Origin of the sequence: Pseudomonas sp. DE0157, assembly GCF_007678615.1 — a bacterium.
In the GTDB taxonomy this organism is placed as follows: Bacteria; Pseudomonadota; Gammaproteobacteria; order Pseudomonadales; family Pseudomonadaceae; genus Aquipseudomonas; species Aquipseudomonas parafulva_B.
The window spans coordinates 78,599-103,769 of sequence record NZ_VEJN01000019.1 but is presented as its reverse complement, the minus strand read 5'-3'; the positions used below and the strand labels follow the sequence as shown (position 1 = coordinate 103,769).

Genomic DNA, 25,171 nt, shown 5'->3' with positions numbered 1-25,171 from the left:
ATGCCTGTCACCTCCCTCCGCAAGACCTGCGTTCGGCCTTCTGAAGTCGCGAAGATCAAGATCAAGATCAAGATCAAGATCAAGATCAAGATCAAGATCAAGATCAAGGTCAAGATCAAAATCAAGATCAAGATCAAGATCAAAGTAAGTGTGAATCAGTGTTGAATTCGATAGTCATGAGACGCTGTGCTGGGAATACGTGTGTGGCGTTTGACTCGATAGCGAACTTGAACGTAGCGAAGTTGTAACTACGTGTAAGTAAGGCGTGCGGATTATTGCATTGAGCGCTCCATCATGCGTCAGTTAATAGCCAAACGACTGCACCCTTGGATGCCAGCGCCTGAAGTCCACAGCGTATCCTCAAGAACACCTTCGCGCCGCCACACTATCACCTCGATAGCGAACGGTGGTTGTCCTCTAACCTGCGAAAGAGGACAATTATCGGCTTCCTGTCACAACCAGCGATCTTGCATGGCCTTTCTTGCACTTGGTATTAACCATAAGACTGCCTCGGTAGACGTACGCGAGCGCGTGGCGTTTACCCCGGAGCAGCTGGTGGATGCCCTGCAGCAGCTCTGCCGCCTCACCACCAGTCGCGAGGCAGCGATCCTGTCCACCTGCAACCGCAGCGAGCTCTACATCGAGCAGGACCAGCTGTCGGCCGATGCCGTGCTCCAATGGCTGGCCGACTATCACCGCCTCAGCCTCGACGAATTGCGTGCCAGCGCCTACGTGCACGAAGAGCACGATGCCGTCCGGCACATGATGCGCGTTGCCTCCGGCCTCGACTCTCTGGTGCTCGGCGAACCGCAGATCCTCGGCCAGATGAAGTCCGCCTATGCCGTTGCCCGCGAAGCCGGCACCGTGGGGCCGCTGCTCGGGCGCCTGTTCCAGGCCACGTTCAGCGCCGCCAAGCAGGTCCGTACCGACACCGCCATCGGCGAAAACCCCGTGTCGGTCGCCTTCGCGGCGGTCAGTCTGGCCAAGCAGATCTTCAGCGACCTGGCCCGCAGCCAGGCCCTGCTGATCGGCGCCGGTGAAACCATCACCCTGGTCGCCCGCCACCTGCACGAGCAGGGCGTGCGCCGCATCGTGGTGGCCAACCGTACACTCGAGCGCGCCAGCACCCTGGCCGAGCAGTTTGGTGCACACGCCGTGCTGCTCGCCGATATCCCCCAAGAGCTCGCCAACAGCGATATCGTCATCAGTTCCACCGCCAGCCAATTGCCGATTCTAGGCAAGGGCGCCGTCGAAAGCGCCCTCAAGCAGCGCCGGCACAAACCCATCTTCATGGTCGATATCGCTGTCCCGCGCGACATCGAGACCGAAGTGGGCGAGCTCGACGATGTGTACCTCTACACCGTCGACGACCTGCATGACGTGGTTGCCGAAAACCTCAAGAGCCGCCAAGGCGCCGCCCAGGCCGCCGAAGAACTGGTGGCGGTGGGGGCCGAGGATTTCATGGCACGCCTGCGTGAGCTGGCTGCTGTCGATGTGCTGCGGGCCTACCGCCAGCAAAGCGAACGGCTGCGTGATGAAGAACTGCAAAAGGCCCAGCGCTTGCTGGCCAACGGTGGCAACCCTGAAGACGTATTGGCCCAATTGGCGCGCGGCCTGACCAACAAGCTCCTGCATGCGCCCAGCGTGCAGCTCAAAAAGCTCTCGGCCGAGGGCCGCCTCGATGCGCTGGCCATGGCCCAGGAACTCTTTGCCCTCCAAGAGGGCTCCACGGACAAATCCCTGTAATGAAAGCGTCGCTGCTCAATAAACTGGACATTCTCCAGGACCGCTTCGAAGAACTCACCGCTTTGCTTGGTGATGCCGAGGTCATTTCCGACCAGACACGTTTTCGCGCCTATTCCCGCGAGTACGCCGAAGTCGAACCGGTGCACACGGCCTATCAGCAATGGCGCAAAGTCCAGGACGATCTTGAAAGCGCCCAGGCGCTGCTCAAGGACAGCGACCCGGACATGCGTGATATGGCCGTGGAGGAGGTGCGCGAGGCCAAGGACCGGTTGGTGGCGTTGGAGGCTCAGCTGCAGCGCATGTTGCTGCCCAAGGACCCCAACGACGGGCGCAACGTGTTTCTCGAGATTCGCGCCGGTACCGGTGGCGACGAGGCGGCGATCTTTTCGGGCGATCTGTTTCGCATGTATTCGCGCTACGCGGAAAAGCGCGGCTGGCGGCTGGAAATCCTCTCCGAGAATGAAGGCGAGCACGGCGGGTACAAGGAAATCATCGCCCGCGTCGAGGGCGAGAACGTGTACGGCAAGCTCAAGTTCGAGTCCGGCGCGCACCGTGTACAGCGCGTGCCCGAAACCGAATCCCAGGGCCGCATTCACACCTCGGCCTGCACCGTGGCGGTCTTGCCGGAGCCGGATGAGCAAGCGGCCATCGAGATCAACCCAGCCGACTTGCGCGTGGACACCTACCGCGCGTCCGGCGCAGGCGGTCAGCATGTGAACAAGACCGACTCGGCCATCCGCATCACGCACTTGCCCACGGGCATTGTCGTCGAATGCCAGGAAGAGCGTTCCCAGCACAAGAACCGTGCGCGCGCCTTGTCCTGGCTATCGGCGAAGTTGAACGACATGCAGACCAGTGCCGCTCAGAACGCCATCGCCAGTGAGCGCAAGCTGCTGGTGGGCTCCGGGGATCGCTCCGAGCGCATTCGCACCTACAATTACCCACAGGGTCGGGTCACGGATCATCGCATCAACCTGACCTTGTACTCGCTGGACGACGTGCTGGCCGGTGGAGTCGATGCGGTGATCGAGCCTTTGCTGGCCGAATACCAGGCCGACCAACTGGCTGCTCTGGGGGACTGATGACCATCATCGCCAGCCTGCTGCGCAACGCGCAGTTACCCGATTCGCCTACCGAGCGCCTGGATGCCGAGTTGCTGCTGGCGGCGGCGCTTGGCAAATCGCGCAGTTATTTGCACACCTGGCCAGAACGCATCGTCAGCAGCGACGCTGCCCAGACTTACGACGGCTATCTGCAGCGGCGCAGGGACGGAGAGCCCGTGGCCTATATCCTCGGCCAGCAGGGCTTCTGGAAGATCGACCTGGAAGTGGCCCCGCATACGCTCATCCCGCGCCCGGACACCGAACTGCTGGTCGAGACGGCGCTGGAGCTGCTGCCTGCGCTGCCGGCCAAGGTGCTCGACCTGGGTACCGGCACCGGTGCAATTGCCCTGGCGCTGGCCAGCGAGCGACCGGCGTGGCAGGTAACGGCGGTCGATCGCGTGCCCGAGGCCGCCGCGTTGGCCGAGCGCAACCGCCAGCGGCTTGGCCTGGCCAACGCCCGCATCCAGGTCAGCCACTGGTTCGACGGCCTTTCCAGCGAACGCTTCGACCTGATCGTCAGTAACCCGCCCTATATCGCGGCTTCAGACCCGCACCTGATCGACGGTGACGTACGCTTCGAGCCCAGCAGCGCGCTGGTAGCCGGGGTCGACGGTCTGGATGACCTGCGGGTCATCGCCGCGCAGGCGCCGAGCCACCTCACCCCAGGCGGCTGGCTCCTGCTCGAGCATGGTTATGACCAGGCTGATGCCGTACAGGTGCTGCTGCGGGAAAACGGCTTTGTCGAGGTGAGCAGCCGCACCGACCTAGGCGGCCATCCGCGCATCACCTTGGGGCACCTGCCATGCTGAGCGACCAGGAGCTGCTGCGCTACAGTCGGCAGGTATTGCTGTCCCAGATCGACGTCGACGGCCAGCTGCGCCTTAAGCACAGCAAGGCCCTGATCGTCGGACTCGGCGGCCTGGGCTCGCCCGTGGCGCTGTACCTGGCGGCTGCTGGCGTTGGCGAGTTGCACCTGGCAGATTTCGATACGGTCGACCTGACGAACCTGCAGCGCCAGGTCATCCATGACAGTACCAGCGTGGGCATGAGCAAGGTCGACTCGGCCTTGCAGCGTCTGCAGGCAATAAACCCGGAAATCGACCTGGTTGCCCACCGGCAGGCGCTGGATGAGGACTCGCTGGCCGCTGCCGTAGCGGCCGTGGACCTGGTCCTCGACTGCTCGGATAACTTCGGGACGCGCGAGGCGGTCAATGCGGCCTGCGTGGCGGCTGCCAAGCCCCTGGTCAGTGGCGCCGCGATCCGCCTGGAAGGCCAGCTCTCGGTTTTCGATCCGCGCCGCGATTACAGCCCCTGTTATCACTGCCTGTATGGTCACGGCAGCGAGGCTGAGCTGACCTGCAGCGAGGCGGGCGTGATCGGCCCCCTGGTAGGTTTGGTGGGCAGCTTGCAGGCGCTGGAGGCCATGAAGCTGCTGGCCGGCTTCGGCGAACCCTTGGTAGGGCGACTGTTGCTGATCGACGCTTTGGACACGCGTATCCGTGAATTGCGGGTCAAACGCGACCCTGGCTGCGCGGTGTGTGGCAAGCGCGATGGCTAAGCGCGAGGGGCCAGTCGCGGTGATGGACTCCGGGGTGGGGGGGCTGTCAGTGCTTGCCGAGATTCGTCAGCGCTTGCCCAACGAAACGCTTCACTACCTCGCCGATTGTGGCCATGTACCGTACGGGGAAAAATCGCCGGACTACATTCGCGAACGCTGTCGCCACATCGCCGCCTTCTTTTATCAGCAAGGTGCCAAGGCCATGGTACTGGCCTGCAACACGGCCACCGTGGCTGCGGTGGCCGACCTGCGTGCGCACTATCCTGACTGGCTGATCGTGGGCATGGAACCGGCGGTCAAGCCTGCCGCAGCGGCTACCCGTTCAGGGATAGTCGGCGTGCTGGCCACGACCGGGACCTTGCAGAGCGCCAAGTTCGCCGCCTTGCTCGATCGCTTTGCCAGTAACGTGCGGGTAGTCACCCAGCCTTGCCCTGGGCTTGTCGAACTGATCGAAACGGGGGACCTGACCAGCCCGGTGTTACGCACTTTGCTGGGCAATTACGTTGAACCGCTTCTGGCGGCAGGCTGCGATACCTTGATACTGGGCTGCACGCATTATCCGTTCTTGAAACCCTTGCTGGCTGAAACGGTGCCCCCACACGTGGCCGTCATCGATACGGGCGCTGCCGTGGCCCGTCAACTCGAACGCCTGCTCGCAGGGGCTGATCTGCTTGCACGCGGCCCAGCTCGGTCGACCCGCTTCTGGACCAGCGCCGAACCACGTGCGTTGATGGATATCCTTCCGGTGCTGTGGCACCCATCTCAGGACGTAGAACGTTTCACGTCCTGAGCAGTGCCCTGCATGACTGGCGTTTCTACCCTCGCAGTACCACCTAGTGCTGCGGCAGCGGCCAGAGGTTCGACGGGTTCAGCGTCTCGAGCACCAGCTCAGGTTCACGTGCACGCAAGCGCGTCAGAAGCTCTAGCGCGGCGGTGTCGGCAGTCCAATCCTCAGGCACGGCGCTGGCGGCCGTCACGGGGTTTTTCAGGGACTGCGGTGCTACCACCGTCAACGCTATGCCATTGGCAAGCAACGACGGGCGCTGCTCCCTCACCCACTGCACGGCATTGTTCCAGCCGGCAGGAAACTGCGTCGGCGCGTAAAGCTGCGCGGCGGAGTACCGGCTGAAAACAGCCATTATCTGGGGCATATCGCCCTTGGCCAGCAGGGGCGTGGCGTACTCCAGGCAGTGCTGTGCCGCCTGAAGGTTGGTGATGATCAGCTGCTCGAACAACTCGCTGTCCGAGGTGCCTGGAAGGAGGTAATCACAGGTGGCGGCATTCAGGATCAAGCCATCCAACGACCCCCAGGCATGGTCGATCATGCGGCCTGCCTCGTCAGCATCGGGTTGCTGTTGTAACTGGCCAGGAAGCCGCAGCAAACGATCGCCATGATGCATGCACAAGCGATCGAGCTCCTCGCTTGCACCTGCACTGGCAGCGACCCGATGCCCCTTTGTCAAAAGATCGCGGACCAGTGCCAGGCCCAGCCCATTCGTTGCGCCTGTAACCCAAAAACTGCGTGAGCCACTCACGGCATTGCCCTCTATACACGACTAGCGGGGCAACTCCTTGAAAGCCTGGAGCGCCCGCTGTCGACTACTGTGAAGATCGACGATAGGACTGGGATAGAGGTTAGCATCAATCAAGCCGCGACATTTTCCAGGGTCGTGGATATTTTTATCGTCGATGTCCTGCAATTCAGGCAGCCACTCGCGAATGAAGCGGCCCTTTGGATCGAAGCGTTGTGACTGCGACACGGGGTTGAAGATCCGGAAGTAGGGGACCGAGTCGGTACCGGTGGATGCGCTCCACTGCCAGCCACCGTTGTTGGCTGCCAGATCCCCGTCGATCAGATGGCGCATGAAGTGACGTTCCCCCAGCCGCCAGTCGATCAACAGATTCTTGCTCAGGAACATGGCAGTCAGCATGCGCAGCCGGTTGTGCATCCAGCCGGTGGCCAGCATCTGGCGCATGGCCGCATCAATGATCGGGAAGCCGGTTCGGCCCTGCTGCCAGGCTTCGAACTCCTTGGGTGCCTTACGCCAGGGCAACGCCTCGGTGTGCGCACGGAAGGCACGATGCCGGGACACCTGGGGATACCCCGTTAGGATGTGCTTGTAGAATTCGCGCCAGAGCAATTCGTTGACCCAGGTCTGGACGCCGCTGCTGCCGCTGTCGAACTCGCCCCGGTTATGGGCCAGCGCGGCATGCAGGCATTGGCGGGGTGAGATGACCCCCGCTGCAAGATAGGCTGACAGCTGGCTGGTGCCCTCGCGAGCAGGAAGGTCACGCAGCGTCTCGTAGTCGTCGATGATTTCATCGGTGAACCGGGCAAGCCTTGCCTGAGCCTCCTTCTCGCCAGCGGGCCAACGTTTGCGCAGCGCGTCTGCCGGCTTTTCGAAGGGTTCGACATGTTGCGCAATCGGGTCGCTCTTGATCGATGTCGGGGCTTGGCGTTTAACCGGTGCGGCCATTGAGGGCAGGCTGCGGTGCAAGTGTTCAAGGCAATTTTTCTTGAATTGGCCGAACACCTGGAAGTAGCCGCCACTACGGGTCAGCACCGTCCCCGGACGGAACAGGAGTTGGTCGAGATGGGTGTGAACCTCAACCTTTGAAGCTTTGAGCAATTTGCATGTGGCTGCGTCGCGGCGGGCCTCGTTGATGCCGTATTCCTCGTTCCAGTGAACGCTCTGGACATTGTGCTTTCGGCAGACATCGAGCACAGCCTCAGGCGCATCATCCCAGGTGTCTATCTTGCGTATGAGCAGTGGGATGTTGAGCGCGTCAAGCGACTGCCGCACTTCGCGCAGGTTGCGTAGCCAGAAATCCACTTTACAGGCCGCATCGTCATGGGCCTGCCATTGGCCAGGGCTGATAAGCCACAGGGCCAGGGTTGGGCCACGTTCACTGGCGGCGCTAAGGGCCGTGTTGTCGGTAACGCGCAAGTCACTGCGAAGCCAAGTCAAGTGCATGAAATCGGAATCTCTCCAGGCTGGCAGTCACAGGCCTTGCAGTAGTCGCAAGGCCGCTTGAGGGGTATCGAAGGTGTGCAGGTGAGGCAGGTCGAGCGAGCCCAGTTGGGTCTGGTGCAGCGCGAGCAAGGCACCCCCGGCAAGGGTGGGCAATTGCAGGTTCTGAAGCGTGCGCTGCAACGCGCGGGTATCGATGCGCGGGCCGAGGTTCAAGAGCACTGCGCGTGGCTTCAAGGCCGCGGCTGCACTCTGCAACTGCGCACCGGCCACGGCCTGCTCGAGGATTTCCACCGCAAAGCCATTGCTGGTGAACAGCCATGCGCACAGCCACAGGCCAGGGTCGAAGCCCCGGTCACTGTCTTCGGCAAGCAGAACCGGTGGGCCCTGTAGCAACTGATTGTCGTGGTACACCCGCGCGCCCAGTTTGCTGCGCAACCAGGTGTGGAAGAACACCTGCTCAAGCCGTGCGTTGAAGTAGTTGCGCCAGCGCAGTTCCAGCAGGTCCAGTAAAGGCAGCAGCAACTGCTCGCACAACGTGACGGCGGGGTAGAGCGCCATGGCCTGGTTCAGCTGATGATCGAGCGCCCGTTGCGACAGGTTGGCGATGGCTTCGAGCATCTGGAACTGACGGGTTTGCCAGTCCCCAGTCGGTGGTGTGCTGAGTGGCTTGTCCAGCAACTCTCCCACCTGGCTGACCGATGCGCCTCGCTGCAACCAGGCCAGAATCGCTTCCACCCTCTCGATCTGTTCGACCGGGTACAGTCGATGCCCTTTGGGCGTGCGCTGTGGCTTGAGCAAACCGTAGCGCCGCTCCCATGCGCGCAGGGTGACCGGGTTGACGCCCGTGCGTCGGGCCAGCTCACCAATTGGTAAAAGAATCTCAGACCGCATTACGTAGCCCCAGGCGTTCAGGATGAGGCTGCAAGTAGGCTTGTTGCAGCAAGTAGGGGTCGGGGTGGTTGCGCAGATGATGCTTGAGCAGGGTCAGCGGCACGATCAAAGGCACGATCCCTTGCTGATACTGCCCGATCAACGTTTGCAGCTCGGCTTTATCGGCAGGGGTCAGGGCATTTTTGAAATAGCCGCTCAGGTGCTGCAGCACATTACTGTGTGTGCCACGGCTGGCGCGGCGGCGCAAGGCCTGCATCAGCTCGGAGAAATAACGGGGGGCAATAACGTCAGGGTCGTCGTCTTTGCTCATGGTGCCGAGCATGCGTCCCAAGGTGCGATACGCCTGCGGGTTGTTCGCCATCAGCAGGTACTTGTAGCGGGCGTGGAAAGCCAGCAATGCGTGGCGACTCACGCCTTCTTCAAGTAGATGCTGCCAATCGGCGTACGCGTACACGCGGCTGATGAAGTTTTCGCGCAGCACAGGGTCGTGCAGGCGGCCTTCCTCTTCGACCGGCAGGTCTGGCCTTAGCTCGCAAAAAGCCTGCGCATAGGCGCCACGACCGCCGTTGATGGCTGGGTGACCGTTGTCCTGGTAGACCTTCACACGCTCAAGTCCGCAAGAGGGCGACTTCTGCATGAAGATGTATCCGCAAATATCATCGAGTTCGGCGGCCATTTGCTTGCCGTATTCACGCAAGGGGCTCGTATAGTCCAGCCCAGGATTGCGCGTGCCTACGACTTCAGGATGTTCAGGGTCGCCCACCAGACGGATGGGATCACGGGGTACCCCCAAACCAATCGCCATTTCTGGACACACCGTCGTCCATTCGAAATGTTCTTCCAGCTGGGTGCGGCATAGGTCCGAGGACTTGTGGCCACCGTTGTAACGCACGTTGTGCCCGGTCAGGCAGGCACTGATAGCGATGCGCGGCTTGTTGTGAACAGCGGGGTCGTGCATAGCTGCCTCCATAAACCTGTACAGATCACAAATTATGTACAGGAATATTCCAGCACATAGCGGGCCCGATGCGAACCCTTAGTGTGTAGATAGCCGATCAGTCCAAGTGTTCAAGTAAACGGCGCGCTGCCTCTTGGCCACTTAACCATGCACCCTCCACCCGCCCGGACAGGCACCAGTCCCCGCAGGCATATAGCCCTTGGTCGGCGTCGGCCAAGGCGCCAAATTCGTGATGACTGCCAGGGCGTGCATACAACCAGCGGTGGGCCAGGGCGAACGTGGGCTCAGGCACGACGCAACCGACCAGTTCGGCGAACTCGCCGCGCAGGTGCTCGACAACTTCCTCCTTGGACAAGTCGATGTGTTGTCGGCTCCAACTGGAAGTGGCGTGCAACACCCACGTGTCCAAGGTCTCGTCGCGCTCTGGCTTGCTGCGGTTGCGGGCCAGCCAGTCAAGCGGGCTTTCCTGGACGAAGCAGCCTTGCATGGGCGTATCCAAAGGGGCCTGAAAGCCTAGCGCCACCGCCCACGTCGGCTCCATCTGCACCCCGGCGGCCACGGCTGCGAGCTTTGGCGTGGCCGCCAGCAGGGGCGTTGCCTGTGGCGCTGGCACGGCAACCACCACCCGGCTGAACGGACCGTGGCTGCACCCGTCGGTGTCCTGCAGGTGCCAGTAGTCCTTGCCGCGAAAGACTTCGGTGATACGGCAGGCGAAGTTCACGGTCATGTCCTTGAGCAGGCCGCGGGTGATGGCGCTCATGCGTGGTACGCCCACCCAGCGCGTCTGTTCGTCGGGGGAGGGGGTGAGCGCCCCGTCACGGTAGTGGTACAGCTGCGGTTTCCACTGCGCCGCCCAGCCGGCGGCTACCCAGTGCTGCAGTTCTTCGACGAAACGGCGGTCGCGGGCGGTGAAATATTGCGCCCCCAGGTCCAGGGCGCCGGCTTCGCTGCGTTTGCTGGCCATGCGCCCGCCGCTGCCGTGGCCCTTGTCGAAAAGGTGCACGATCTGCCCGGCGCTCTGCAGTGCCTGGGCGGCTGAGAGGCCGGCAATGCCTGCCCCGATGATGGCAATAGGTATGGTCATGATGGCCTCTTCAAACCTTGCTATGCGCAGACTACGCTGTCAGGCAAACCTGTACAATCATTCGAATGTGTATAAGTATATTCCGCAAGTAATGATTGGTTGGCCTATGTTTATGGGAGAGCACGGGCGCTAGAAAGTGCCTTGATGTTAAAAATAGACCACTGCCTTATTCCATGAGGACACTGCCATGCACATCCTGCTGACAGGCGGCACCGGGTTGATTGGCCGGCACTTGTGCCGTCACTGGCTTGCTCAAGGGCATCGGCTCACCGTGTGGAGTCGACGTCCAGAGGCAGTGGCGATGCTTTGCGGCGAAGGCGTCAGGGGCATTACTGAGCTTGATGAGCTGGAGGCGGTCGACCACCTCGATGCGGTGGTCAACCTGGCCGGTGCGCCTATTGCCGATCGACCCTGGACGGCGTCTCGGCGCAACCTGCTCTGGTCAAGCCGCATCGCCCTTACGGAGCAATTGCTGGCATGGCTGGGCAGGCGTGAGCAGCGTCCTGGGGTGCTGATCTCAGGTTCGGCCGTGGGATGGTATGGTGACGGCGGCGAACGCGAGTTGACCGAAGACCTGCCTCCCGTGGTCGAAGATTTCGCCAGCCAGCTGTGTATTGCCTGGGAAGAAACGGCGTGTCGTGCGCAAGCGCAGGGCATTCGGGTGGTGCTGGTACGTACAGGGTTGGTGCTGGCCAGCGACGGCGGCTTCCTGTCCCGGCTCCGTTTGCCCTTCAAGTTGGGACTAGGAGGGCCGGTAGGCAACGGTCGGCAGTGGATGCCTTGGATCCATATAGACGATCAGGTCGCCCTGATTGATTTTCTCTTGCAGCGCACCGACGCCAGCGGCCCTTACAATGCCTGTGCACCTGAACCTGTGCGTAATCGTGAATTTGCCAAGCAGCTGGGCAGGGCGCTGCACCGGCCTGCCGTGATACCCCTGCCTGGGTTGCTGCTAAAAGCCGGCCTGGGCGAGATGTCTAACCTGCTGCTCGGTGGCCAGCGTGCCTACCCCGCGCGGTTGCTGGCGGCCGGGTTCACGTTCCGCTTCAACGATCTGCAATCGGCGCTGGGCAATTTGTCCAGTCGCCTCTGACATAGGATGCTGCATGACCGATCACGCTTTGCTGCTGGTCAACCTGGGTTCACCGGCCTCCACGTCGGTAGCCGATGTTCGCCGCTACCTCAATCAGTTTCTCATGGACCCCTATGTGGTCGATTTGCCCTGGCCCATCCGGCGCCTGCTGGTGTCGTTGATCCTGATCAAGCGCCCTGAGCAGTCAGCCCACGCCTATGCCTCGATCTGGTGGGACGAGGGCTCGCCGCTGGTGGTGCTTACCCGTCGCCTACAAGCGGCCATGGTCGACCACTGGCCCCATGGGCCGGTTGAAATTGCCATGCGCTACGGTCAGCCAGCCTTGCCCCAGGTACTGGAGCGGCTCGCGGCGCAGGGCATACGCAAGGTCACCTTGGCCCCCCTGTACCCGCAATTTGCCGACAGCACGGTGACCACCGTCGTCGAACTCGCCCGGCAGACCATCACCGAGCAGCAACTGCCGCTGCAGATGCGCGTGCTGCAACCGTTCTACGATGATCCGGATTACATCGACGCGTTGGTCGCCAGTGCCCGACCCTACCTGGAGCAGGACTATGATCACCTGCTGCTCAGCTTCCATGGCCTGCCCGAACGCCATTTGAAGAAGCTCTTCCCCAGCGGTACGAAACATGACCTGCGTGCAGCCGAATGCTGCGAAGGCGCCAGCGCCGAGGTGCGTGCCGTGTGTTACCGCGGGCAGTGCCTGGCCACGGCCAGGGCGTTCGCGACGAGGCTGGGCATACCGGCGGGCAAATGGTCGGTGTCGTTCCAGTCGCGGCTGGGGCGGGACAAGTGGATCGAACCCTATACGGAGACGCGGCTGGACGAGCTTGCCCAGGCCGGGGTGAAGAAGTTGCTGGTGATGTGTCCGGCCTTCGTGGCCGACTGCATCGAGACGCTCGAGGAAATCGGCATGCGCGGCAGCGAGCAATTCGTCGAGGCCGGTGGTCAGGAGCTGGTGCTGGTGCCTTGCATGAACGAACACCCCGAATGGGTGAAGGTGTTGGCCAAGCTCTGCGAAAACGCGTAATGGCCCGCCTGGTCTGACCCCGTCGAGGACTGGGTCAAGCCAGGCGGCTCAGGCGTCAAGCCAACGGGTCATCCTGTTGCTTGTGTTTCCAGGCATCGTTGCCTGGCAGGATCAGGTTGAGCGCGATCGCCACGATGGCGCACAGCGCGATGCCCTTGAGGCCCCAATCGTCAGGGCCGTCACCGCTGCCGACCAGCACCCCGCCGATACCGAACACCAGGGTCACCGACACGATCACCAGGTTCCGCGCTTCGGCGAGGTCGACCTTGTGGCGGATCATGGTGTTGAGCCCCACGGCTGCGATCGAGCCGAACAGCAGGCAGAGGATGCCGCCCATCACTGGCACCGGAATGCTCTGCAGCAGGGCGCCGAACTTGCCGATGAAGGCCAGGGTGATGGCGAACACCGCAGCCCAGGTCATGATCTTCGGGTTGTAGTTCTTGGTCAGCATGACCGCGCCGGTCACCTCGGCATAGGTGGTGTTGGGCGGCCCGCCGAACAGGCCGGCTGCCGTGGTAGCGATGCCGTCACCCAGCAACGTGCGGTGCAGGCCCGGGGTTTTCAGGTAGTCCCGACCCGTCACGCTGCCCACCGCGATGACCCCGCCGATATGCTCGATCGCCGGCGCCAAGGCCACGGGCACGATGAACAGGATGGCCTGCCAGTTGAAGGCAGGGGCGGTGAAGTTGGGCAATTCCAGCCAAGGGGCGGCTGCAATTTTTGCCGTGTCGACCACCCCGAAAGCGAACGACAGGGCAAAACCCACCAGCACGCCGGCGATGATTGGCACCAGGCGGAAGATGCCTTTGCCGAACACGGCCACGATCAGCGTCGTCAGCAGGGCCGGCATGGAAATGAGCATGGCGGTGCTGTAGGGCAGCAGCACGCTCCCATCGCCAGCCTTGCCCATCGCCATGTTGGCCGCGATCGGTGCCATGGCCAGGCCGATGGAGATGATCACCGGGCCGATCACCACCGGGGGCAGCATGCGGTCGATGAAGCCTGTGCCCTTGATCTTCACCATCAGGCCCATGAAGGTGTAGACGAACCCGGCAGCCATGACACCGCCCATGGTTTCTGCCAGGCCGAACTGACCCTTGGCGAGAATGATCGGGGTGATGAAGGCGAAGCTCGATGCCAGGAAAACCGGCACCTGACGCCCGGTGACCAGTTGAAACAGCAAGGTGCCAAGGCCGGCCGTGAACAGCGCGACGTTAGGGTCCAGGCCGGTAATCAGGGGCATCAGCACCAGCGCGCCAAATGCCACGAAGAGCATCTGCGCGCCTGAAACGACCTGACGCCATAGCGGGTCGTTGTAGCCGTCCTGCATGGTCAGGCGTCCTTTTGCTTGGTGCCGAAGATCTTGTCGCCGGCATCACCCAGGCCTGGAACGATGTAGCCATGTTCGTTCAGGCGCTGGTCGATCGAGGCCGTGTAGATCTGTACATCCGGGTGGGCCTTGTGCACCACGTCGATGCCCTCTGGGGCAGCTACCAGGACCATGGCGCGGATTTCCCGGCAACCGGCCTTTTTCAGCAGGTCGATGGTGGCGACCATCGAGGCGCCGGTGGCCAGCATCGGGTCGATGATCAGGGCCAGGCGTTGATTGATGTCCGGCGCGAGCTTTTCCAGGTAGGTGTGGGCCTCAAGCGTCTCTTCGTTGCGGGCCACGCCCACCGCGCTGACCTTGGCACCCGGCACCAGGCTGAGCACGCCGTCTAGCATGCCGATGCCTGCGCGCAGGATCGGCACGACGGTGATCTTCTTGCCGGCGATCTTTTCCACGGCAACCTTGCCGCACCAGCCGTCGATTTCATAGGTTTCCAGCGGCAGGTCCTGGGTGGCCTCATACGTCAACAGGGCGCCGACTTCCTGGGCGAGTTCGCGAAAATTCTTGGTGCTGATATCAGCACGGCGCATCAGGCCGAGCTTGTGGCGGATCAGCGGATGGCGGATCTCACGAGTGGGCATAGGGGGGGGCTCCGAAAGGCGGGCAAAAAAACCGCGCTAGATTAATCTATTCAGCCTGTGCTGTCGTCTGATCATTTTGCACGTTAGTCCATAAACGCTTGATCTGTGACGAGCGGATGCGTACCTTTGCCCGCTTTTCCAAAATGCACCTCCTGGAGAGCGCCATGTCCGCCGATCTCGAGCATATCCGTCAAGTCATGCGTGAAGCAGACTGCCTGTACACCGAAGCCGAAGTCGAAGCGGCCATCGCCAAGGTCGGCGAGCAGATCTGCCAAGAACTGCACGACAAGAACCCCGTGGTGTTCTGCGTGATGAACGGCGGCCTGATCTTCGCCGGCAAGCTGTTGACCCACCTGCAGTTCCCGCTGGAAGCCTCGTACCTGCACGCCACCCGTTACCGCAACCAGACCAGCGGCGGCGAGCTGTTCTGGAAGGCCAAGCCGGAAGTCTCGTTCATCGACCGCGATGTGCTGATCGTCGATGACATTCTCGACGAGGGCCACACCCTCAGCGCCATCATCGATTTCTGCAAGCACGCCGGCGCCCGCGCCGTGCACACGGCCGTGTTGATCGACAAGGACCACGACCGCAAGGCCAGCCCGGACCTCAAGGCCAACTACGTGGGCTTGCCGTGCATCGATCGCTACATCTTCGGCTACGGCATGGACTACAAGGGCTACTGGCGCAACGCCAACGGCATCTTCGCCGTCAAGGGGCTCTGAGCGCAGCCTACCTGCCGCTCAGGTGCAGCATGCTAGAGTGCTCCTTCAAGCCAAGGAGCCTCACATGCGTGCGTTCATCCCGTTCCTACTGGCAGTCAGCTTGCCCCTGGCTGCCGCGCCGATGCACAGCCAATTCCTGCCGCCCGATGACCAATCCCTGCGTCAGGCAGCGCCCACCGCTCAGCAACTGCTTCAAGTCACCGACTACACCGTGGTAGTCGGCGCCCAGCGCCAGTCGGACCAGCAACCCATTCCGATCACCTCATCCTTGCAGGTGCGCCTCAAAGGCAGGCCCTTGAGCAAGGCGGCCACCATGACCCAGGTGCTGCTGACCTTCGACGGCGAAGCGGCCAAGAGCCTGAAAAAGCCGGTCTACGACGAAAAGACTCGCACGCTGAACTTGAATTATCCGCTCAGTGATTACCGGGTCATCATGGACCTGCTGCGCAACGAGACCCTGTATGTGCAGTTTCTCACCTATGCCAACGGGCACATCTGGGCGGACCTGCACACTGGCACCGTACGTACGCGTTGAGGCTCGCGCGCGGCGGAAGGTACACTGCCGCCCTTTGAACATCGTGATGGTCCAGTTGGAGTCGGCAATGCGTAAAGACAAGAAACAGGTAATCGGTGACGAAATCAGTGACGACTACATCAAGGCGTTTCTCCAGTTCGAGCCCGCCGATGGGGTCACGTCGCCCTCGCTGCACAAACTGGTAAAGGCGTACCGCGGCTTGCGCGTAGATGACTTCCGGCGTTTCGTCGGCTTCTTCGTCGAAGCAGGCTTCGACCTCGATGGCAAGGACGAGCATGGCAAGACGTTCGCCGAGCAGATTGCCGATCAGCGCAATGGCGACGAGTACATCGAAATCATCGAAAACGCCCGCTCAGGGGCATAAAAAAACGCCCCGAGGGGCGTTTTTCACTGGCCGGGCGGTTCAGGCGTAATGCTTGGCTGCCGGGCTGCTTTGCACCAGGTCCAGTGCCGCATCGTTATCGGCGCTGATTTTCTTGTAAAGCGCAGCGTCGGTGGCCAGGGTCTTCTCGCGTGCCGGGAAGATCTCCTTGAGCTTGGCTGCCCAGGCACCTTTCGCCTGCTCCGGGAAGCAGCGCTCGATCAGCTCCAGCATGATCGAGACCGTCACCGAAGCACCGGGCGATGCGCCCAGCAGCGCCGCCAGGCTGCCGTCCTGGGCAGACACCAACTCGGTACCAAACTGCAGAACGCCGCCTTTTTTCGGGTCTTTCTTGATGATCTGCACACGCTGGCCAGCCACTTCCAGACGCCAGTCTTCGGCCTTGGCTTCGGGATAGAAGCGACGTAGCGATTCCAGGCGCTGCTCCATCGACTGCATCACCTCACTGACCAGGTACTTGGTCAGGTCCATGTTGTCACGGGCCACCGCCAGCATCGGGCCCAGGTTGCCCAGGCGTACCGACAGGGGCAGGTCCAGCAGCGAACCGTGCTTGAGGAACTTGGTGGTAAAGCCAGCGTACGGCCCGAACAGCAAGGATTTCTTGCCGTCGACCACGCGCGTATCAAGGTGCGGCACGGACATGGGCGGCGCGCCGACGGCGGCCTGGCTGTAGACCTTGGCCTGATGCTGGCTGACGATTTCCGGATTGTCGCAACGCAGCCACTGGCCACTGACCGGGAAGCCACCGAAGCCCTTGCTTTCGGGGATGCCGGAGGCCTGCAACAGCGGCAGGGCAGCGCCACCGGCGCCGAGGAACACGAAACGGGCGTCCACTTCGCGGCTGCCGCCGCTGTTGACGTCCTTGATGCTGACCGTCCAGCCGGCGCCGTTGCGACGCAGGCCCACGACCTTCTTGCAATACTTGACCTGCGCGTCGGGCGCCTCGCCCAGTAGCTTGAGCAGCTTGTTGGTCAGGGCCCCGAAATTGACGTCGGTACCCTTGAGCACGCGAGTGGCGGCAATGTGCTGATCAGCCGGGCGGCCCGGCATCATCAGCGGCATCCACTCGTTCATCACGGCCTTGTCTTCGGTGTACTCCATCTCGGCAAAGGCGTGATGCTGCTTGAGCAGTTCATAGCGCTTCTTGAGGAAGGCAATACCCTTGTCACCCTCGACGTAGCTCAGGTGCGGTACCGGGTTGATGAACGCCCGCGCCGGGCCGAAGTTGCCTTTCTTGCTCAGGTAGGCCCAGAACTGGCGAGACACCTCGAACTGGGTATTGATGTGCACGGCCTTCTTGATGTCGATGCTGCCATCAGCGGCCTGGGGCGTGTAGTTCAGCTCGCACAAGCCGGCGTGGCCGGTGCCTGCGTTGTTCCAGGGGTTGGAACTCTCTGCGGCCCCGGAGTCCATCGCCTCGACCACTTCGAGTTTCAGGGTCGGGTCGAGCTCCTTGAGCAGTACGGCCAGGGTGGCACTCATGATGCCTGCGCCTACCAGTACTACATCAACCGATTCGTTCTGCGCCATTTAACGCGTCTCCACAATCTACAGCTACCTAATTGACAGCACAGGATCACCGGGTTCTCCAGGATCGCCATGTCCGACTTTTCGCAGTTCATGCAACGTCCGCGGACACCGCCAACCAGTCTTTGGGTTTGCCTATTGAACCCTGTTTGCCCCAGGTGCGGCAATTCGACTTATGGTCAACGACCGTCGGATACGCTATGCAAGCCGCTCAGACACGCATCCAGGTTGGGGCCATTTGCTGCCTGTTCAGGGCTGAAGGGGACACACCTGCCGCTTTTGCACATGCCAGATTGTTCATTTGCTCGCCACACTCTTGTGAAGTAGTGAAAACCGTTTTTTCACGCTCTTTTGGAGACGTGAACCTCAAAAGGGGACTGCGCGATGGCAACCCGCAGGTTCTATGCAGTGTGACGGCCATGGAAGCAGGCACGACAGCCGATGCAAGACCTGAGTGGAAGGCTCTCTGTGGGCGAGGCGGGTAGATTTGCCGTGTTCAGACGGCGGATGCGGGGCCCGATCAGGAGACGTCCTTATAATCGGGGGGAGATTATAGCGAGGTCGCAGCCAGAAATGTCGCCATTTCGCGGTTTTATTGCAGGGTTTTTCAGGCAGCCAGGTTGCGTTGATGCCAGCGGCGACTTGTCGGCTTGCAAACCCGGGCACCGTCCGGCAGTGCATGACCCAGCCAGGCAAGCTGCACCTCGTGCATCTGCACCCAGCCATCGCCCTCAGGTACTTGCGAGCAGTGCTTGAAGGCCAGGCACGTGCCATTCATGTCGAGCAGGGCGTAGGCGGTGTGGCGAGGAGCAGGCAACAGCAGGTGCAAAAGCGAGACCATGGCAGATGTCCTGTGCAGGTGAGCGTGCAGCCACATTAAGCGTTGCCGGTTAAGCGTTTGTGACAACCTCGGACGTACCGGGTGCAAGCGGTGCACGCCGCTTGTAGCCAGGCCCTTGCCGCTAGGTATACTGTGCGCCATCGCCGCATTTTCTGGAGAATCGCGCATGTTGCAACGACTGTTGTTCGGTTTGATCACCGTAGCCAGCCTCAGCCTGGTCGGTTGTGCCCACAGCCCGCAACAACTCAATCCGCAGCCCAAGCTCACGGCGCAACTCACCCCGGTGGGGCAGGGGCAGCCGGTGGTGGTGCGAGTGGTAGACGGCAGGCCTTCACCGTCGCTGGGCACTCGCGGTGGCATGTACCCGGAAACCAGTACCATCAGTGTCAGCGGCAACCAGGTGGTGCCCAAGCTGCAGGCCCAGGCCGAGGCTGCCGTGCGCTTGCTGGGCTTTACGCCCACCACTGCAGGCAACGCGCCCCAATTGACCGTTACCCTGGCCGAGCTCAAGTACCAGTCGCCCAAGGACAAACTGTACGTGACCGAAGCCACCATCGGCGCCACCTTCCGTGCTGACGTCGCCAACAATGGTCGCCGCTACACCGGTCGCTATGGCGCTTCGCTGGACCAGCGCTTTGGCATGGCGCCGAACCAGGACACCAACACCCAGTTGGTCAGCGATGTGCTGAGCGACGCGCTGACCCGATTGTTCAAGGACCCGAGCATCGGTCAGGTGCTGGCGCAGTAACGCTCAAGGGTTCACCCGAACCGCTGCCCGGTGACGGCCAGCGGTTTTTTTATGCCGCGTACCGGCATCAGGCCGTGGCTATACGCAGGTCCAGCAGGCTGATCCCGGTCTGGACATCCACCTCGGGCCAGTGCTCATGGGCATGCCCGCCCAGGGCGCAGTAGACCAGCCATTGACGGTCTTGCACATTAATGGCCAGGCCATCGACGAGCGCCTGTTGCTCATCACTCTGGGCAACGAGGTAGAGGCGGTCCTGGTTTTCGGCATGCAGCATGACAAGCTCCGGTTCGAGAAAGGACGACAGGGTGGCCTGTTCTGATGACGAACCGATGACAGATGAAATTAAATGACACGCGGTCGCTGCCGTGCAGGCAGCGCCAGGTGGGTTGGGTAGAATGCTGGCTTTTGTTCTGGTCTACGCCGAGGTGACGCGATGTCCATGCACATGCTCTGGGGGCTGATTGCCGCCCATCCCACCAAGCTCATCAATGTGCTGGCCTTGCTGCTGACGTGTCCGGGCGGGCTGCTGTTGCACAGTGCCAGGCGTAGCGCGGCCGATGCACAGCCAGGGCCGGGAGAGCTGCAAAGGCCGTATGCGCGATTCGCAGGGTGGGTGCCCAGGCAGCGCTACGGCCTGGGCTTCGCCTGCCTGGCCAGTGCGCTGGTGCTGTCGTGGGTCAGCACCTGGGCCTGAGCACAATCGGGGCTCATGCTGATCGGGACGCTCGCGTTCAACAGCACCCCCTCACTGCTCAAGCAAGCGGTGCCTGCTGCCTGACCTGATACTGATTGCGCACCGGCGTCGCGTACTGCAACACCAAGTAAGGCCGTTGCTCTTCGGGGCAGGCATCCAGCCGGCGCTGCCATTCTTCCTTGGCCTTGGCCAGTTCGTCGGCAGGGAACACCTGCTCGGCGCTTGGCACCTGCAGCGTGTCATCCTGCTCGGCCCACATGGCGTAGGCCAGGTAATGCACCGGGAACAGTCGATAACCGCCGAGTATCTGCCGGTCGATTTCCGCGGCCAGCTGCTTGGTGTCCTCGTAATACTGGGTCACTGGCGGTGCAAAGTTGATATGCACGCGACCTTTGTAGCCGGTGATGCCCTTGGCGATGCTGTGGTCGTCCTCGCCAGGTGCCTTCTGGTAGGTACCCGTGGTGGCGCGGATGTACAACTCACGGGCCTTGGCCTGGTCGCAGGGGTCGTATTCGTAGCTGATCGATACCGGCGTCAGGTTCAGGCTCTGGATGACCGCGCCGAACGCCTCGTCCTTTCGACTCATGTGGAACATCTTGAGGATGGCCGAATCGGTCCGGTCGTCGCCATCCTTGGCGCGGCCTTCGGCCTGGGCGATCCAGATGGAGGTCGCGTCGTTGACGATGGAGTGATTGATATAGGCCGACAGCAGCTGGTAGGCGGCCAGCTTCTCGCGGCGGCCGGCGATCGAGCGGTGCACGATGAAGCTCTTGTTGAGCCGCATGAGGTCGCTGACAAACGGTTTTTGCAGCAGGTTGTCGCCAATGGCGATGCGCGGGGTGGGCAGGCCGGCGTGGTACACCGCGTAGTTGACGAATGCCGGGTCCATGACGATGTCACGGTGGTTGGCCAGGAACAGATAAGCCGTGCCGGCCTTGAGCTGTTCCACGCCCGAATAGGTCACGCCATCGGTGGCGCGGTCGATGGTGCGATCAACGTAGTGCTCGACCTTGTCCTGCAGGGTCGATACACAGGTCACACCAGCGAACTCCTTGCGCAGGCGCCGGGCGATCAGCGGTTTAAGCAGCCAGCCAAGGGCACCGGCCGCACGCGGGAAGCGAAAATGAGTCAGGATATCGAGGAATGCCGGGTCGCTGAGCAGGCGTGCCAGAACTCCAGGGACCTCAGCGTCGTCGTATGGTCGGATGGCATCGAATTCGCCCATCATGCTCTCTTGTTGGAAACGGCTAGGGTAATAATGAAGTACGGGCAGGCTCCGAAAAACGGCTCGGACGCACGTGGCCCTGTAAACAGAGCGGCAATTATACGCATAACTCGTCGTGGAGGCCCTGATGCTGGAAACAGAGTTCTACGATTGCCCTTATTGTGGCGAGCGGGTGGAAACCTCCGTCGATCTGTCTGGCGGCGACCAGGTGTACACCGAAGACTGTCAGGTGTGCTGTCAGCCGATCGTGTTCGTGCTGCAGGTGCATGACGACGAATGGATGCTCGATGTCAGACGTGAGGACGATGCGTGATGAGGCGTATCTACGAACCCGAAAGCCTGCTCGAAGCAGAAATGCTGGCCGGTATGCTCGCCAGCGAAGGGGTGCAGGCGCACCTGGTGGGCCGCGACCTGGTCGGGGCGACCGGCGAATTGCCCCTGCACGGGCTGCTGGGCTTGTCGGTGGCCGATGAACAGGCCGAATACGCACGGCAGTTGATCGATGCGTACAATGGCGCCCAGCCGCTGATTGGCGACGAGCCGGAGAGCTTCCCCGGTACCTTGATCTGCTAGGTTTAGAATTACCTCATGTGTGGACGTTACGCCCTGTTCCGCTGGCCCCAAGCATTGGCCAGCCTGCCTGGCTTTCCCGCCGGGCAGCCCGCCCAGTGGAATATTTCGCCCGGCAATACCGTCCTCATCCAGCGCCAGCTGGACGGGCAGCTGCAAGTGGCCAAGGCGCGCTGGGGCCTGACGCCGCCGTGGCTCACCGACCTTTCCCGCACCCCCGCCCATGCCCGCGCCGAAACGCTGGCCGAGCAGCCGATGTTCCGCGAAGCCTTTGGCCAACGACGCTGCCTGATACCGGCCAATGGTTTCTATGAGTGGCGAGGCAGCGTGCGCAAACGGCCCTTTTGGCTGACACCGGGCGAGGGGGCGTCGCTGTATTTCGCCGCTGTGTGGGAGGCTTATGCCGTACAGGAACAAGTCTGGCTCAGCTGCGCCGTGGTCACCCAGGCGGCGATGAATCAACGTAGGCCCCTGATTCTGGACGAAGCAGGGCAGGCTGCCTGGCTGGACCCGCAGACGCCGCTGATCCGTTTGCAGGAATTGCTGGCAAGCCCCTCGGTGCCCTTGCGCGAGCGGGCCCTGGCACCTTTCGTCAACGACCCGAAACTGGACGCGCCCGAGTGCCTCACCCCGGCCTGAGTGCCAGTGCATGCTCGGTTGCTCGCCGCGCACAGCGGGAGGGTGTGCAAAATCTTCCCTGCGGCTATGGCGGCCCACCCATGAGTCATCCTAGGATACGGCGCATGTAAAAAGGAGTGTTTCCATGCGTAAGTCTTTTGTCATCAGCCTAATGAGCGCTGGCATCCTGCTCGCTGGCTGCCAAGGGGTGAACACCACCAGCGGCGGTGCGGTGGGCGTTGAGCGCAAGCAGTACATGTTCAGCATGCTCTCGCCCGACGAGGTCAACACCATGTACGCCCAGTCGTACCAGCAGACCCTGGGCGAAGCGTCCAGCAAGGGCTTACTCGACAAATCCAGTGCAGATGCCAGGCGCGTACAGGCCATCGCCAACCGTTTGATCGCCCAGGCGCCCCAGTTCCGGCCGGACGCTGCGCAGTGGAAATGGGAAGTCAACGTGATCAAGAGCGATGAGCTCAATGCCAACTGCGGGCCAGGCGGCAAGATCATCGTCTACACCGGCCTGATCGATCAGCTCAAGCTCAACGACGCCGAGATCGCGGCCGTCGTCGGTCACGAAATCGCTCACGCCTTGCGCGAGCACAGCCGTGAAGCGATGTCCAAAGCCTACGGCGTGGAAATGGCGCGCCAGGGTGCAGGCGCCATCTTCGGCCTGGGTCAGGACAGCATGGCGCTGGCCGACACCGTGGTGAACTACGCCATGACCTTGCCCAACAGCCGGGCCAATGAGAACGAAGCAGACCTGATCGGTCTCGAGCTCTCGGCGCGTGCAGGCTACGACCCGAACGCGGCCATCACGCTGTGGAACAAGATGAGCAAAACTTCAGAAGGGGCACCACCGGAGTTCATGAGCACGCACCCGGCCTCGGCCAGCCGTATTGCCGCCTTGCAGGCAGCCATCCCCAAAGTCATGCCGCTGTATCAGGCAGCGGCCAAGCCCTGAGGCCCGCTGCAGGCGGGCAAGCAAGTGCCATGAAGGCTCCGCTCTGCCCGCCCGTGCCTCAACCCACCCAGCCGCTGGCCTTCATGGCCGTGTAGACCGCAACGATCGCGAGCACGAAGAACGCGGCGGCCGCCAGGCGGCGAATCAGCGTCAGCGGCAGTTTGTCCGCGGCGAAATTACCCGCCAGCACCACGGGCACGTTGGCGATCAGCATGCCCAGCGTGGTCCCGACGATGACCATGATCAGGTGAGGGTACTGCGCAGCCAGCATGACCGTGGCGACCTGAGTCTTGTCTCCGATCTCGGCCAGGAAGAAGGCGATCAGCGTGGTCAGGAACGGTCCGAAGCGGCGCGCAGGGTTTTCGTCGTCGTCCATCTTGTCCGGCACCAGCGTCCACAGGGCCGTGGCGGTGAAGCTGGCGGCCAGGATCCAATGCAGCGCAGCGTCGCTGAAGAAACTGCCGAACCAGGCGCCCACGGCACCTGCTGCGGCATGGTTGGCCAGCGTGGCGGCGACGATACCGGCAATGATGGGCCAGGGCTTGCGAAAGCGGGCAGCGAGGATGAGCGCGAGCAGCTGCGTCTTGTCGCCGATTTCGGCCAGGGCAACGATTGCGGTGGGTACCAGCAGAGATTCCAGCATCAGGATTCCTACGGGGGCGGGTCGACACGGCTATGACACGTACGACCTCCCCGCCCCGGGTAAGGTGTGCGTGTCATAGGTCTTGTCAAACCCGGGACCTGTCTGCGCAGGCCTGGCCATGCACGTTTGCATGGTGGGTCGCACGCGCCATGGTCTGTGGACCAAGTATGTTGACGCGTACCGGGCGAGCGTGGCGCTCGCGGGAGACTACTCCCCTAGGACGGTGCGGATTCTGCCTAGGCGAAACGGTTTCGGCAAGCGCTGTTTTTATCAGCGTGTTGCCTGGTAGATCCTGAACCCGTCGGCTTCCTCCAGGACCTGGCAGTTGCCCAACGCCGCTTCGATGATCGGTTTGTAGCGCAGGAAAGTATTGGCTACCAAGCGTATTTGGCCGCCTTTTCGCAGGTGAATAGCCGATTTTTGCAGAAGATTCTCCGATGCTTGGTAATCGGTATGGACCCCGGTGTGAAATGGCGGGTTGCTCAGTATCACCTCCAGGTCCAAAGGGGCCGCATCGATACCGTCACCTTGCACGACCTCGGCCTCCAGGCCGTTGGCCGCCAGGGTGAGGCGGCTGGCTGCCACGGCGAAGGCATCCACATCCAGCATCGTCACGTGGCTGCCAGGGTAGCGCCGTTTCACTGCCGCCCCCAGCACGCCAGCGCCGCAGCCGAAGTCCAGCACGTGGCCCTCTGGGAGCGCCTCCAGGTGGCGCAGCAGCACCGCCGTACCTCGGTCAAGGCGGCCGTGGCTGAAGACGCCAGGCAAGCTCACCACCTGCAAGGGGCCGTCTGGCAGTGACAGCTCGAACTGCTTGGCCAGTGTGTGCAGCGCGGCTGCCTGCGGCGCCTGTTCAACGCTGACCTGCCACAGTTGGCAGTGCCGGGCGCTGTCGAGTTTGCGCGGCTTGCCAAAAGCCTGGAGGTGCCGCGCGACGCTTTCGATCCCTCCGCGTTTTTCACCCACCACGTACAACGTGCCGCCTTGCAGGCGTGCGGCCAGGGTAGTGAGCAGGTAAGCCGCCAGCTCGCGCGACTTGGGAAGAAACAGCACGGCAGTGGGCACGTCCACCGCCGGGGGCTCCACCGCGCAGTGGCAGCGGCCGACAAAGCGGCTTTCGAGCAGGGCGTGATCGCCTGCGTGCCAGGTCCAGGCATGGGCCTGGGGCAGTTGGGCCAACAGGCCATCGGGCGGGGCCCCGGCAATCAGGAGCGGGCCCTGGAACAGCTCTGCCTGGCGGAGCAACACTTCACTGCGCGGGTCCATGGACGACGCCTCCGAAAAATCGCGCAG

At 62.2% G+C, this 25,171-nt stretch carries 28 protein-coding genes, 1 pseudogene and 1 riboswitch; of the genes and pseudogenes, 16 read left to right on the top strand and 13 right to left on the bottom strand.

Translation table 11 applies throughout. The annotated features are described in order from the left end of the window. Positions 1–471: 471 nt before the first annotated feature. The 5 genes from hemA to murI are packed head-to-tail and all read left to right on the top strand — an operon-like array spanning position 472 to position 5,197. Positions 472–1,746 (top strand): glutamyl-tRNA reductase, encoded by a 1,275-nt coding sequence (hemA, locus tag FS777_RS19465; RefSeq protein WP_058639472.1) that lies wholly within the window; start codon positions 472–474, stop codon positions 1,744–1,746. Continuing rightward, positions 1,746–2,828, top strand: coding sequence for a peptide chain release factor 1 (prfA, locus tag FS777_RS19460; protein WP_058605370.1), 1,083 nt, complete (start codon positions 1,746–1,748; stop codon positions 2,826–2,828). The genes hemA and prfA overlap by 1 nt, the downstream gene beginning before the upstream one ends. After that, positions 2,828–3,658: a peptide chain release factor N(5)-glutamine methyltransferase gene (gene prmC / locus FS777_RS19455; protein ID WP_058605369.1), complete on the top strand. Its 831-nt coding sequence runs from the start codon at positions 2,828–2,830 to the stop codon at positions 3,656–3,658. Before prfA ends, prmC begins: the two co-directional genes overlap by 1 nt. Further along, entirely contained in the window at positions 3,652–4,407 is a 756-nt protein-coding gene (locus tag FS777_RS19450) for a molybdopterin-synthase adenylyltransferase MoeB (RefSeq protein WP_058639470.1), read from the top strand. The genes prmC and FS777_RS19450 overlap by 7 nt, the downstream gene beginning before the upstream one ends. Next, a complete protein-coding gene (gene murI, locus FS777_RS19445) occupies positions 4,400–5,197 on the top strand; it encodes a glutamate racemase (protein WP_145257195.1) in 798 nt (265 codons plus the stop codon). The genes FS777_RS19450 and murI overlap by 8 nt, the downstream gene beginning before the upstream one ends. Positions 5,198–5,240: 43 nt before the next feature. On the opposite strand, the gene FS777_RS19440 is transcribed toward murI, so the two are convergent. From FS777_RS19440 to FS777_RS19420, 5 genes and pseudogenes are all read right to left on the bottom strand, one after another. Then, entirely contained in the window at positions 5,241–5,942 is a 702-nt protein-coding gene (locus tag FS777_RS19440; protein WP_145257192.1) for an SDR family oxidoreductase, read from the bottom strand. A gap of 21 nt (positions 5,943–5,963) precedes the next feature. Continuing rightward, positions 5,964–7,382: a deoxyribodipyrimidine photo-lyase gene (gene phrB / locus FS777_RS19435; protein WP_145257189.1), complete on the bottom strand. Its 1,419-nt coding sequence runs from the start codon at positions 7,380–7,382 to the stop codon at positions 5,964–5,966. Then, positions 7,373–8,273: pseudogene (locus FS777_RS19430) on the bottom strand (MerR family transcriptional regulator). Before FS777_RS19430 ends, phrB begins: the two are co-directional and overlap by 10 nt. Further along, complete coding sequence (locus FS777_RS19425; RefSeq protein WP_058639465.1) at positions 8,263–9,231, bottom strand: DUF523 and DUF1722 domain-containing protein; 969 nt, start codon at positions 9,229–9,231, stop codon at positions 8,263–8,265. Before FS777_RS19425 ends, FS777_RS19430 begins: the two are co-directional and overlap by 11 nt. Positions 9,232–9,328: 97 nt before the next feature. Continuing rightward, complete coding sequence (locus FS777_RS19420) at positions 9,329–10,315, bottom strand: NAD(P)/FAD-dependent oxidoreductase (RefSeq protein WP_145257186.1); 987 nt, start codon at positions 10,313–10,315, stop codon at positions 9,329–9,331. Between the two features lie 187 nt (positions 10,316–10,502). Between FS777_RS19420 and FS777_RS19415 the strand changes: the two genes are divergently transcribed. Together FS777_RS19415 and hemH are read left to right on the top strand one after the other, a co-directional pair. Beyond that, on the top strand, positions 10,503–11,408 hold the full coding sequence (locus tag FS777_RS19415) for a TIGR01777 family oxidoreductase (RefSeq protein WP_058639463.1): 906 nt from the start codon (positions 10,503–10,505) through the stop codon (positions 11,406–11,408). 13 nt (positions 11,409–11,421) lie between these two features. After that, complete coding sequence (gene hemH, locus FS777_RS19410) at positions 11,422–12,438, top strand: ferrochelatase (RefSeq protein WP_058605726.1); 1,017 nt, start codon at positions 11,422–11,424, stop codon at positions 12,436–12,438. A gap of 55 nt (positions 12,439–12,493) precedes the next feature. Here hemH and FS777_RS19405 read toward each other — a convergent pair whose 3' ends face one another. Together FS777_RS19405 and upp are read right to left on the bottom strand one after the other, a co-directional pair. Continuing rightward, entirely contained in the window at positions 12,494–13,768 is a 1,275-nt protein-coding gene (locus FS777_RS19405; RefSeq protein ID WP_058639461.1) for a uracil-xanthine permease family protein, read from the bottom strand. A 2-nt stretch (positions 13,769–13,770) separates the two neighbouring features. Then, entirely contained in the window at positions 13,771–14,409 is a 639-nt protein-coding gene (upp, locus tag FS777_RS19400; RefSeq protein WP_027916614.1) for a uracil phosphoribosyltransferase, read from the bottom strand. Between the two features lie 164 nt (positions 14,410–14,573). On the opposite strand from upp, the gene FS777_RS19395 reads away from it, so the two are divergent. The 3 genes from FS777_RS19395 to FS777_RS19385 all read left to right on the top strand — a co-directional run bounded on the left by FS777_RS19395 (position 14,574) and on the right by FS777_RS19385 (position 16,030). After that, complete coding sequence (locus tag FS777_RS19395) at positions 14,574–15,131, top strand: hypoxanthine-guanine phosphoribosyltransferase (RefSeq protein WP_027916613.1); 558 nt, start codon at positions 14,574–14,576, stop codon at positions 15,129–15,131. Positions 15,132–15,195: 64 nt separating this feature from the next. Further along, positions 15,196–15,666: a hypothetical protein gene (locus FS777_RS19390; RefSeq protein ID WP_145257183.1), complete on the top strand. Its 471-nt coding sequence runs from the start codon at positions 15,196–15,198 to the stop codon at positions 15,664–15,666. A gap of 67 nt (positions 15,667–15,733) precedes the next feature. Next, positions 15,734–16,030, top strand: a complete 297-nt coding sequence (locus tag FS777_RS19385) for a PA4642 family protein (RefSeq protein ID WP_058639460.1) — start codon at positions 15,734–15,736, stop codon at positions 16,028–16,030. A 39-nt stretch (positions 16,031–16,069) separates the two neighbouring features. Here FS777_RS19385 and mqo read toward each other — a convergent pair whose 3' ends face one another. Then, positions 16,070–17,578, bottom strand: coding sequence for a malate dehydrogenase (quinone) (gene mqo / locus FS777_RS19380; protein WP_058639459.1), 1,509 nt, complete (start codon positions 17,576–17,578; stop codon positions 16,070–16,072). 604 nt (positions 17,579–18,182) lie between these two features. Beyond that, a complete protein-coding gene (locus tag FS777_RS19375; RefSeq protein ID WP_078479102.1) occupies positions 18,183–18,416 on the bottom strand; it encodes a hypothetical protein in 234 nt (77 codons plus the stop codon). A 166-nt stretch (positions 18,417–18,582) separates the two neighbouring features. Here FS777_RS19375 and FS777_RS19370 point away from each other — a divergent pair, with 166 nt between their 5' ends. Beyond that, positions 18,583–19,164 carry a YajG family lipoprotein gene (locus FS777_RS19370; RefSeq protein ID WP_023534676.1) on the top strand — a complete coding sequence of 194 codons (582 nt, stop codon included), beginning with the start codon at positions 18,583–18,585 and terminating at the stop codon, positions 19,162–19,164. A gap of 67 nt (positions 19,165–19,231) precedes the next feature. On the opposite strand, the gene FS777_RS19365 is transcribed toward FS777_RS19370, so the two are convergent. After that, the gene (locus FS777_RS19365) at positions 19,232–19,438 is read right to left on the bottom strand and encodes a hypothetical protein (protein WP_058639457.1); all 207 of its coding nucleotides are present in this window, start codon (positions 19,436–19,438) and stop codon (positions 19,232–19,234) included. 159 nt (positions 19,439–19,597) lie between these two features. On the opposite strand from FS777_RS19365, the gene FS777_RS19360 reads away from it, so the two are divergent. Further along, positions 19,598–19,858, top strand: a complete 261-nt coding sequence (locus FS777_RS19360) for a hypothetical protein (protein ID WP_058639456.1) — start codon at positions 19,598–19,600, stop codon at positions 19,856–19,858. Positions 19,859–19,916: 58 nt separating this feature from the next. On the opposite strand, the gene FS777_RS19355 is transcribed toward FS777_RS19360, so the two are convergent. Next, positions 19,917–21,083, bottom strand: a complete 1,167-nt coding sequence (locus FS777_RS19355) for a 1-acyl-sn-glycerol-3-phosphate acyltransferase (protein WP_058639455.1) — start codon at positions 21,081–21,083, stop codon at positions 19,917–19,919. 127 nt (positions 21,084–21,210) lie between these two features. Here FS777_RS19355 and FS777_RS19350 point away from each other — a divergent pair, with 127 nt between their 5' ends. The 4 genes from FS777_RS19350 (at position 21,211) to FS777_RS19335 (ending at position 23,235) form a co-directional block, all read left to right on the top strand. Next, positions 21,211–21,396 carry a CPXCG motif-containing cysteine-rich protein gene (locus FS777_RS19350; protein WP_058605735.1) on the top strand — a complete coding sequence of 62 codons (186 nt, stop codon included), beginning with the start codon at positions 21,211–21,213 and terminating at the stop codon, positions 21,394–21,396. Beyond that, positions 21,396–21,656 carry a putative signal transducing protein gene (locus FS777_RS19345; protein WP_058605736.1) on the top strand — a complete coding sequence of 87 codons (261 nt, stop codon included), beginning with the start codon at positions 21,396–21,398 and terminating at the stop codon, positions 21,654–21,656. The genes FS777_RS19350 and FS777_RS19345 overlap by 1 nt, the downstream gene beginning before the upstream one ends. Before the next feature lie 15 nt (positions 21,657–21,671). After that, positions 21,672–22,292, top strand: coding sequence for an SOS response-associated peptidase (locus FS777_RS19340; RefSeq protein ID WP_078479101.1), 621 nt, complete (start codon positions 21,672–21,674; stop codon positions 22,290–22,292). Positions 22,293–22,416: 124 nt separating this feature from the next. Continuing rightward, a complete protein-coding gene (locus tag FS777_RS19335; RefSeq protein ID WP_145257180.1) occupies positions 22,417–23,235 on the top strand; it encodes a M48 family metallopeptidase in 819 nt (272 codons plus the stop codon). Between the two features lie 58 nt (positions 23,236–23,293). Here FS777_RS19335 and FS777_RS19330 read toward each other — a convergent pair whose 3' ends face one another. Together FS777_RS19330 and FS777_RS19325 are read right to left on the bottom strand one after the other, a co-directional pair. Continuing rightward, complete coding sequence (locus FS777_RS19330) at positions 23,294–23,878, bottom strand: TMEM165/GDT1 family protein (RefSeq protein WP_023534668.1); 585 nt, start codon at positions 23,876–23,878, stop codon at positions 23,294–23,296. Between the two features lie 88 nt (positions 23,879–23,966). Continuing rightward, positions 23,967–24,106: riboswitch (yybP-ykoY riboswitch) on the bottom strand. A gap of 42 nt (positions 24,107–24,148) precedes the next feature. Further along, a complete protein-coding gene (locus FS777_RS19325) occupies positions 24,149–25,144 on the bottom strand; it encodes a class I SAM-dependent methyltransferase (RefSeq protein WP_058639453.1) in 996 nt (331 codons plus the stop codon). Between the last annotated feature and the right edge of the window lie 27 nt (positions 25,145–25,171).

Coding starts and splice junctions, on each gene's coding strand:
- hemA (WP_058639472.1), top strand. CDS start 472: ATGGCCTTTCTTGCACTTGGTATTAACCATAAGACTGCCTCGGTAGAC.
- prfA (WP_058605370.1), top strand. CDS start 1,746: ATGAAAGCGTCGCTGCTCAATAAACTGGACATTCTCCAGGACCGCTTC.
- prmC (WP_058605369.1), top strand. CDS start 2,828: ATGACCATCATCGCCAGCCTGCTGCGCAACGCGCAGTTACCCGATTCG.
- FS777_RS19450 (WP_058639470.1), top strand. CDS start 3,652: ATGCTGAGCGACCAGGAGCTGCTGCGCTACAGTCGGCAGGTATTGCTG.
- murI (WP_145257195.1), top strand. CDS start 4,400: ATGGCTAAGCGCGAGGGGCCAGTCGCGGTGATGGACTCCGGGGTGGGG.
- phrB (WP_145257189.1), bottom strand. CDS start 7,382: ATGCACTTGACTTGGCTTCGCAGTGACTTGCGCGTTACCGACAACACG.
- FS777_RS19425 (WP_058639465.1), bottom strand. CDS start 9,231: ATGCACGACCCCGCTGTTCACAACAAGCCGCGCATCGCTATCAGTGCC.
- FS777_RS19420 (WP_145257186.1), bottom strand. CDS start 10,315: ATGACCATACCTATTGCCATCATCGGGGCAGGCATTGCCGGCCTCTCA.
- FS777_RS19415 (WP_058639463.1), top strand. CDS start 10,503: ATGCACATCCTGCTGACAGGCGGCACCGGGTTGATTGGCCGGCACTTG.
- hemH (WP_058605726.1), top strand. CDS start 11,422: ATGACCGATCACGCTTTGCTGCTGGTCAACCTGGGTTCACCGGCCTCC.
- FS777_RS19405 (WP_058639461.1), bottom strand. CDS start 13,768: ATGCAGGACGGCTACAACGACCCGCTATGGCGTCAGGTCGTTTCAGGC.
- upp (WP_027916614.1), bottom strand. CDS start 14,409: ATGCCCACTCGTGAGATCCGCCATCCGCTGATCCGCCACAAGCTCGGC.
- FS777_RS19395 (WP_027916613.1), top strand. CDS start 14,574: ATGTCCGCCGATCTCGAGCATATCCGTCAAGTCATGCGTGAAGCAGAC.
- FS777_RS19390 (WP_145257183.1), top strand. CDS start 15,196: ATGCGTGCGTTCATCCCGTTCCTACTGGCAGTCAGCTTGCCCCTGGCT.
- FS777_RS19385 (WP_058639460.1), top strand. CDS start 15,734: ATGCGTAAAGACAAGAAACAGGTAATCGGTGACGAAATCAGTGACGAC.
- mqo (WP_058639459.1), bottom strand. CDS start 17,578: ATGGCGCAGAACGAATCGGTTGATGTAGTACTGGTAGGCGCAGGCATC.
- FS777_RS19375 (WP_078479102.1), bottom strand. CDS start 18,416: ATGGTCTCGCTTTTGCACCTGCTGTTGCCTGCTCCTCGCCACACCGCC.
- FS777_RS19370 (WP_023534676.1), top strand. CDS start 18,583: ATGTTGCAACGACTGTTGTTCGGTTTGATCACCGTAGCCAGCCTCAGC.
- FS777_RS19365 (WP_058639457.1), bottom strand. CDS start 19,438: ATGCTGCATGCCGAAAACCAGGACCGCCTCTACCTCGTTGCCCAGAGT.
- FS777_RS19360 (WP_058639456.1), top strand. CDS start 19,598: ATGTCCATGCACATGCTCTGGGGGCTGATTGCCGCCCATCCCACCAAG.
- FS777_RS19355 (WP_058639455.1), bottom strand. CDS start 21,083: ATGGGCGAATTCGATGCCATCCGACCATACGACGACGCTGAGGTCCCT.
- FS777_RS19350 (WP_058605735.1), top strand. CDS start 21,211: ATGCTGGAAACAGAGTTCTACGATTGCCCTTATTGTGGCGAGCGGGTG.
- FS777_RS19345 (WP_058605736.1), top strand. CDS start 21,396: ATGAGGCGTATCTACGAACCCGAAAGCCTGCTCGAAGCAGAAATGCTG.
- FS777_RS19340 (WP_078479101.1), top strand. CDS start 21,672: ATGTGTGGACGTTACGCCCTGTTCCGCTGGCCCCAAGCATTGGCCAGC.
- FS777_RS19335 (WP_145257180.1), top strand. CDS start 22,417: ATGCGTAAGTCTTTTGTCATCAGCCTAATGAGCGCTGGCATCCTGCTC.
- FS777_RS19330 (WP_023534668.1), bottom strand. CDS start 23,878: ATGCTGGAATCTCTGCTGGTACCCACCGCAATCGTTGCCCTGGCCGAA.
- FS777_RS19325 (WP_058639453.1), bottom strand. CDS start 25,144: ATGGACCCGCGCAGTGAAGTGTTGCTCCGCCAGGCAGAGCTGTTCCAG.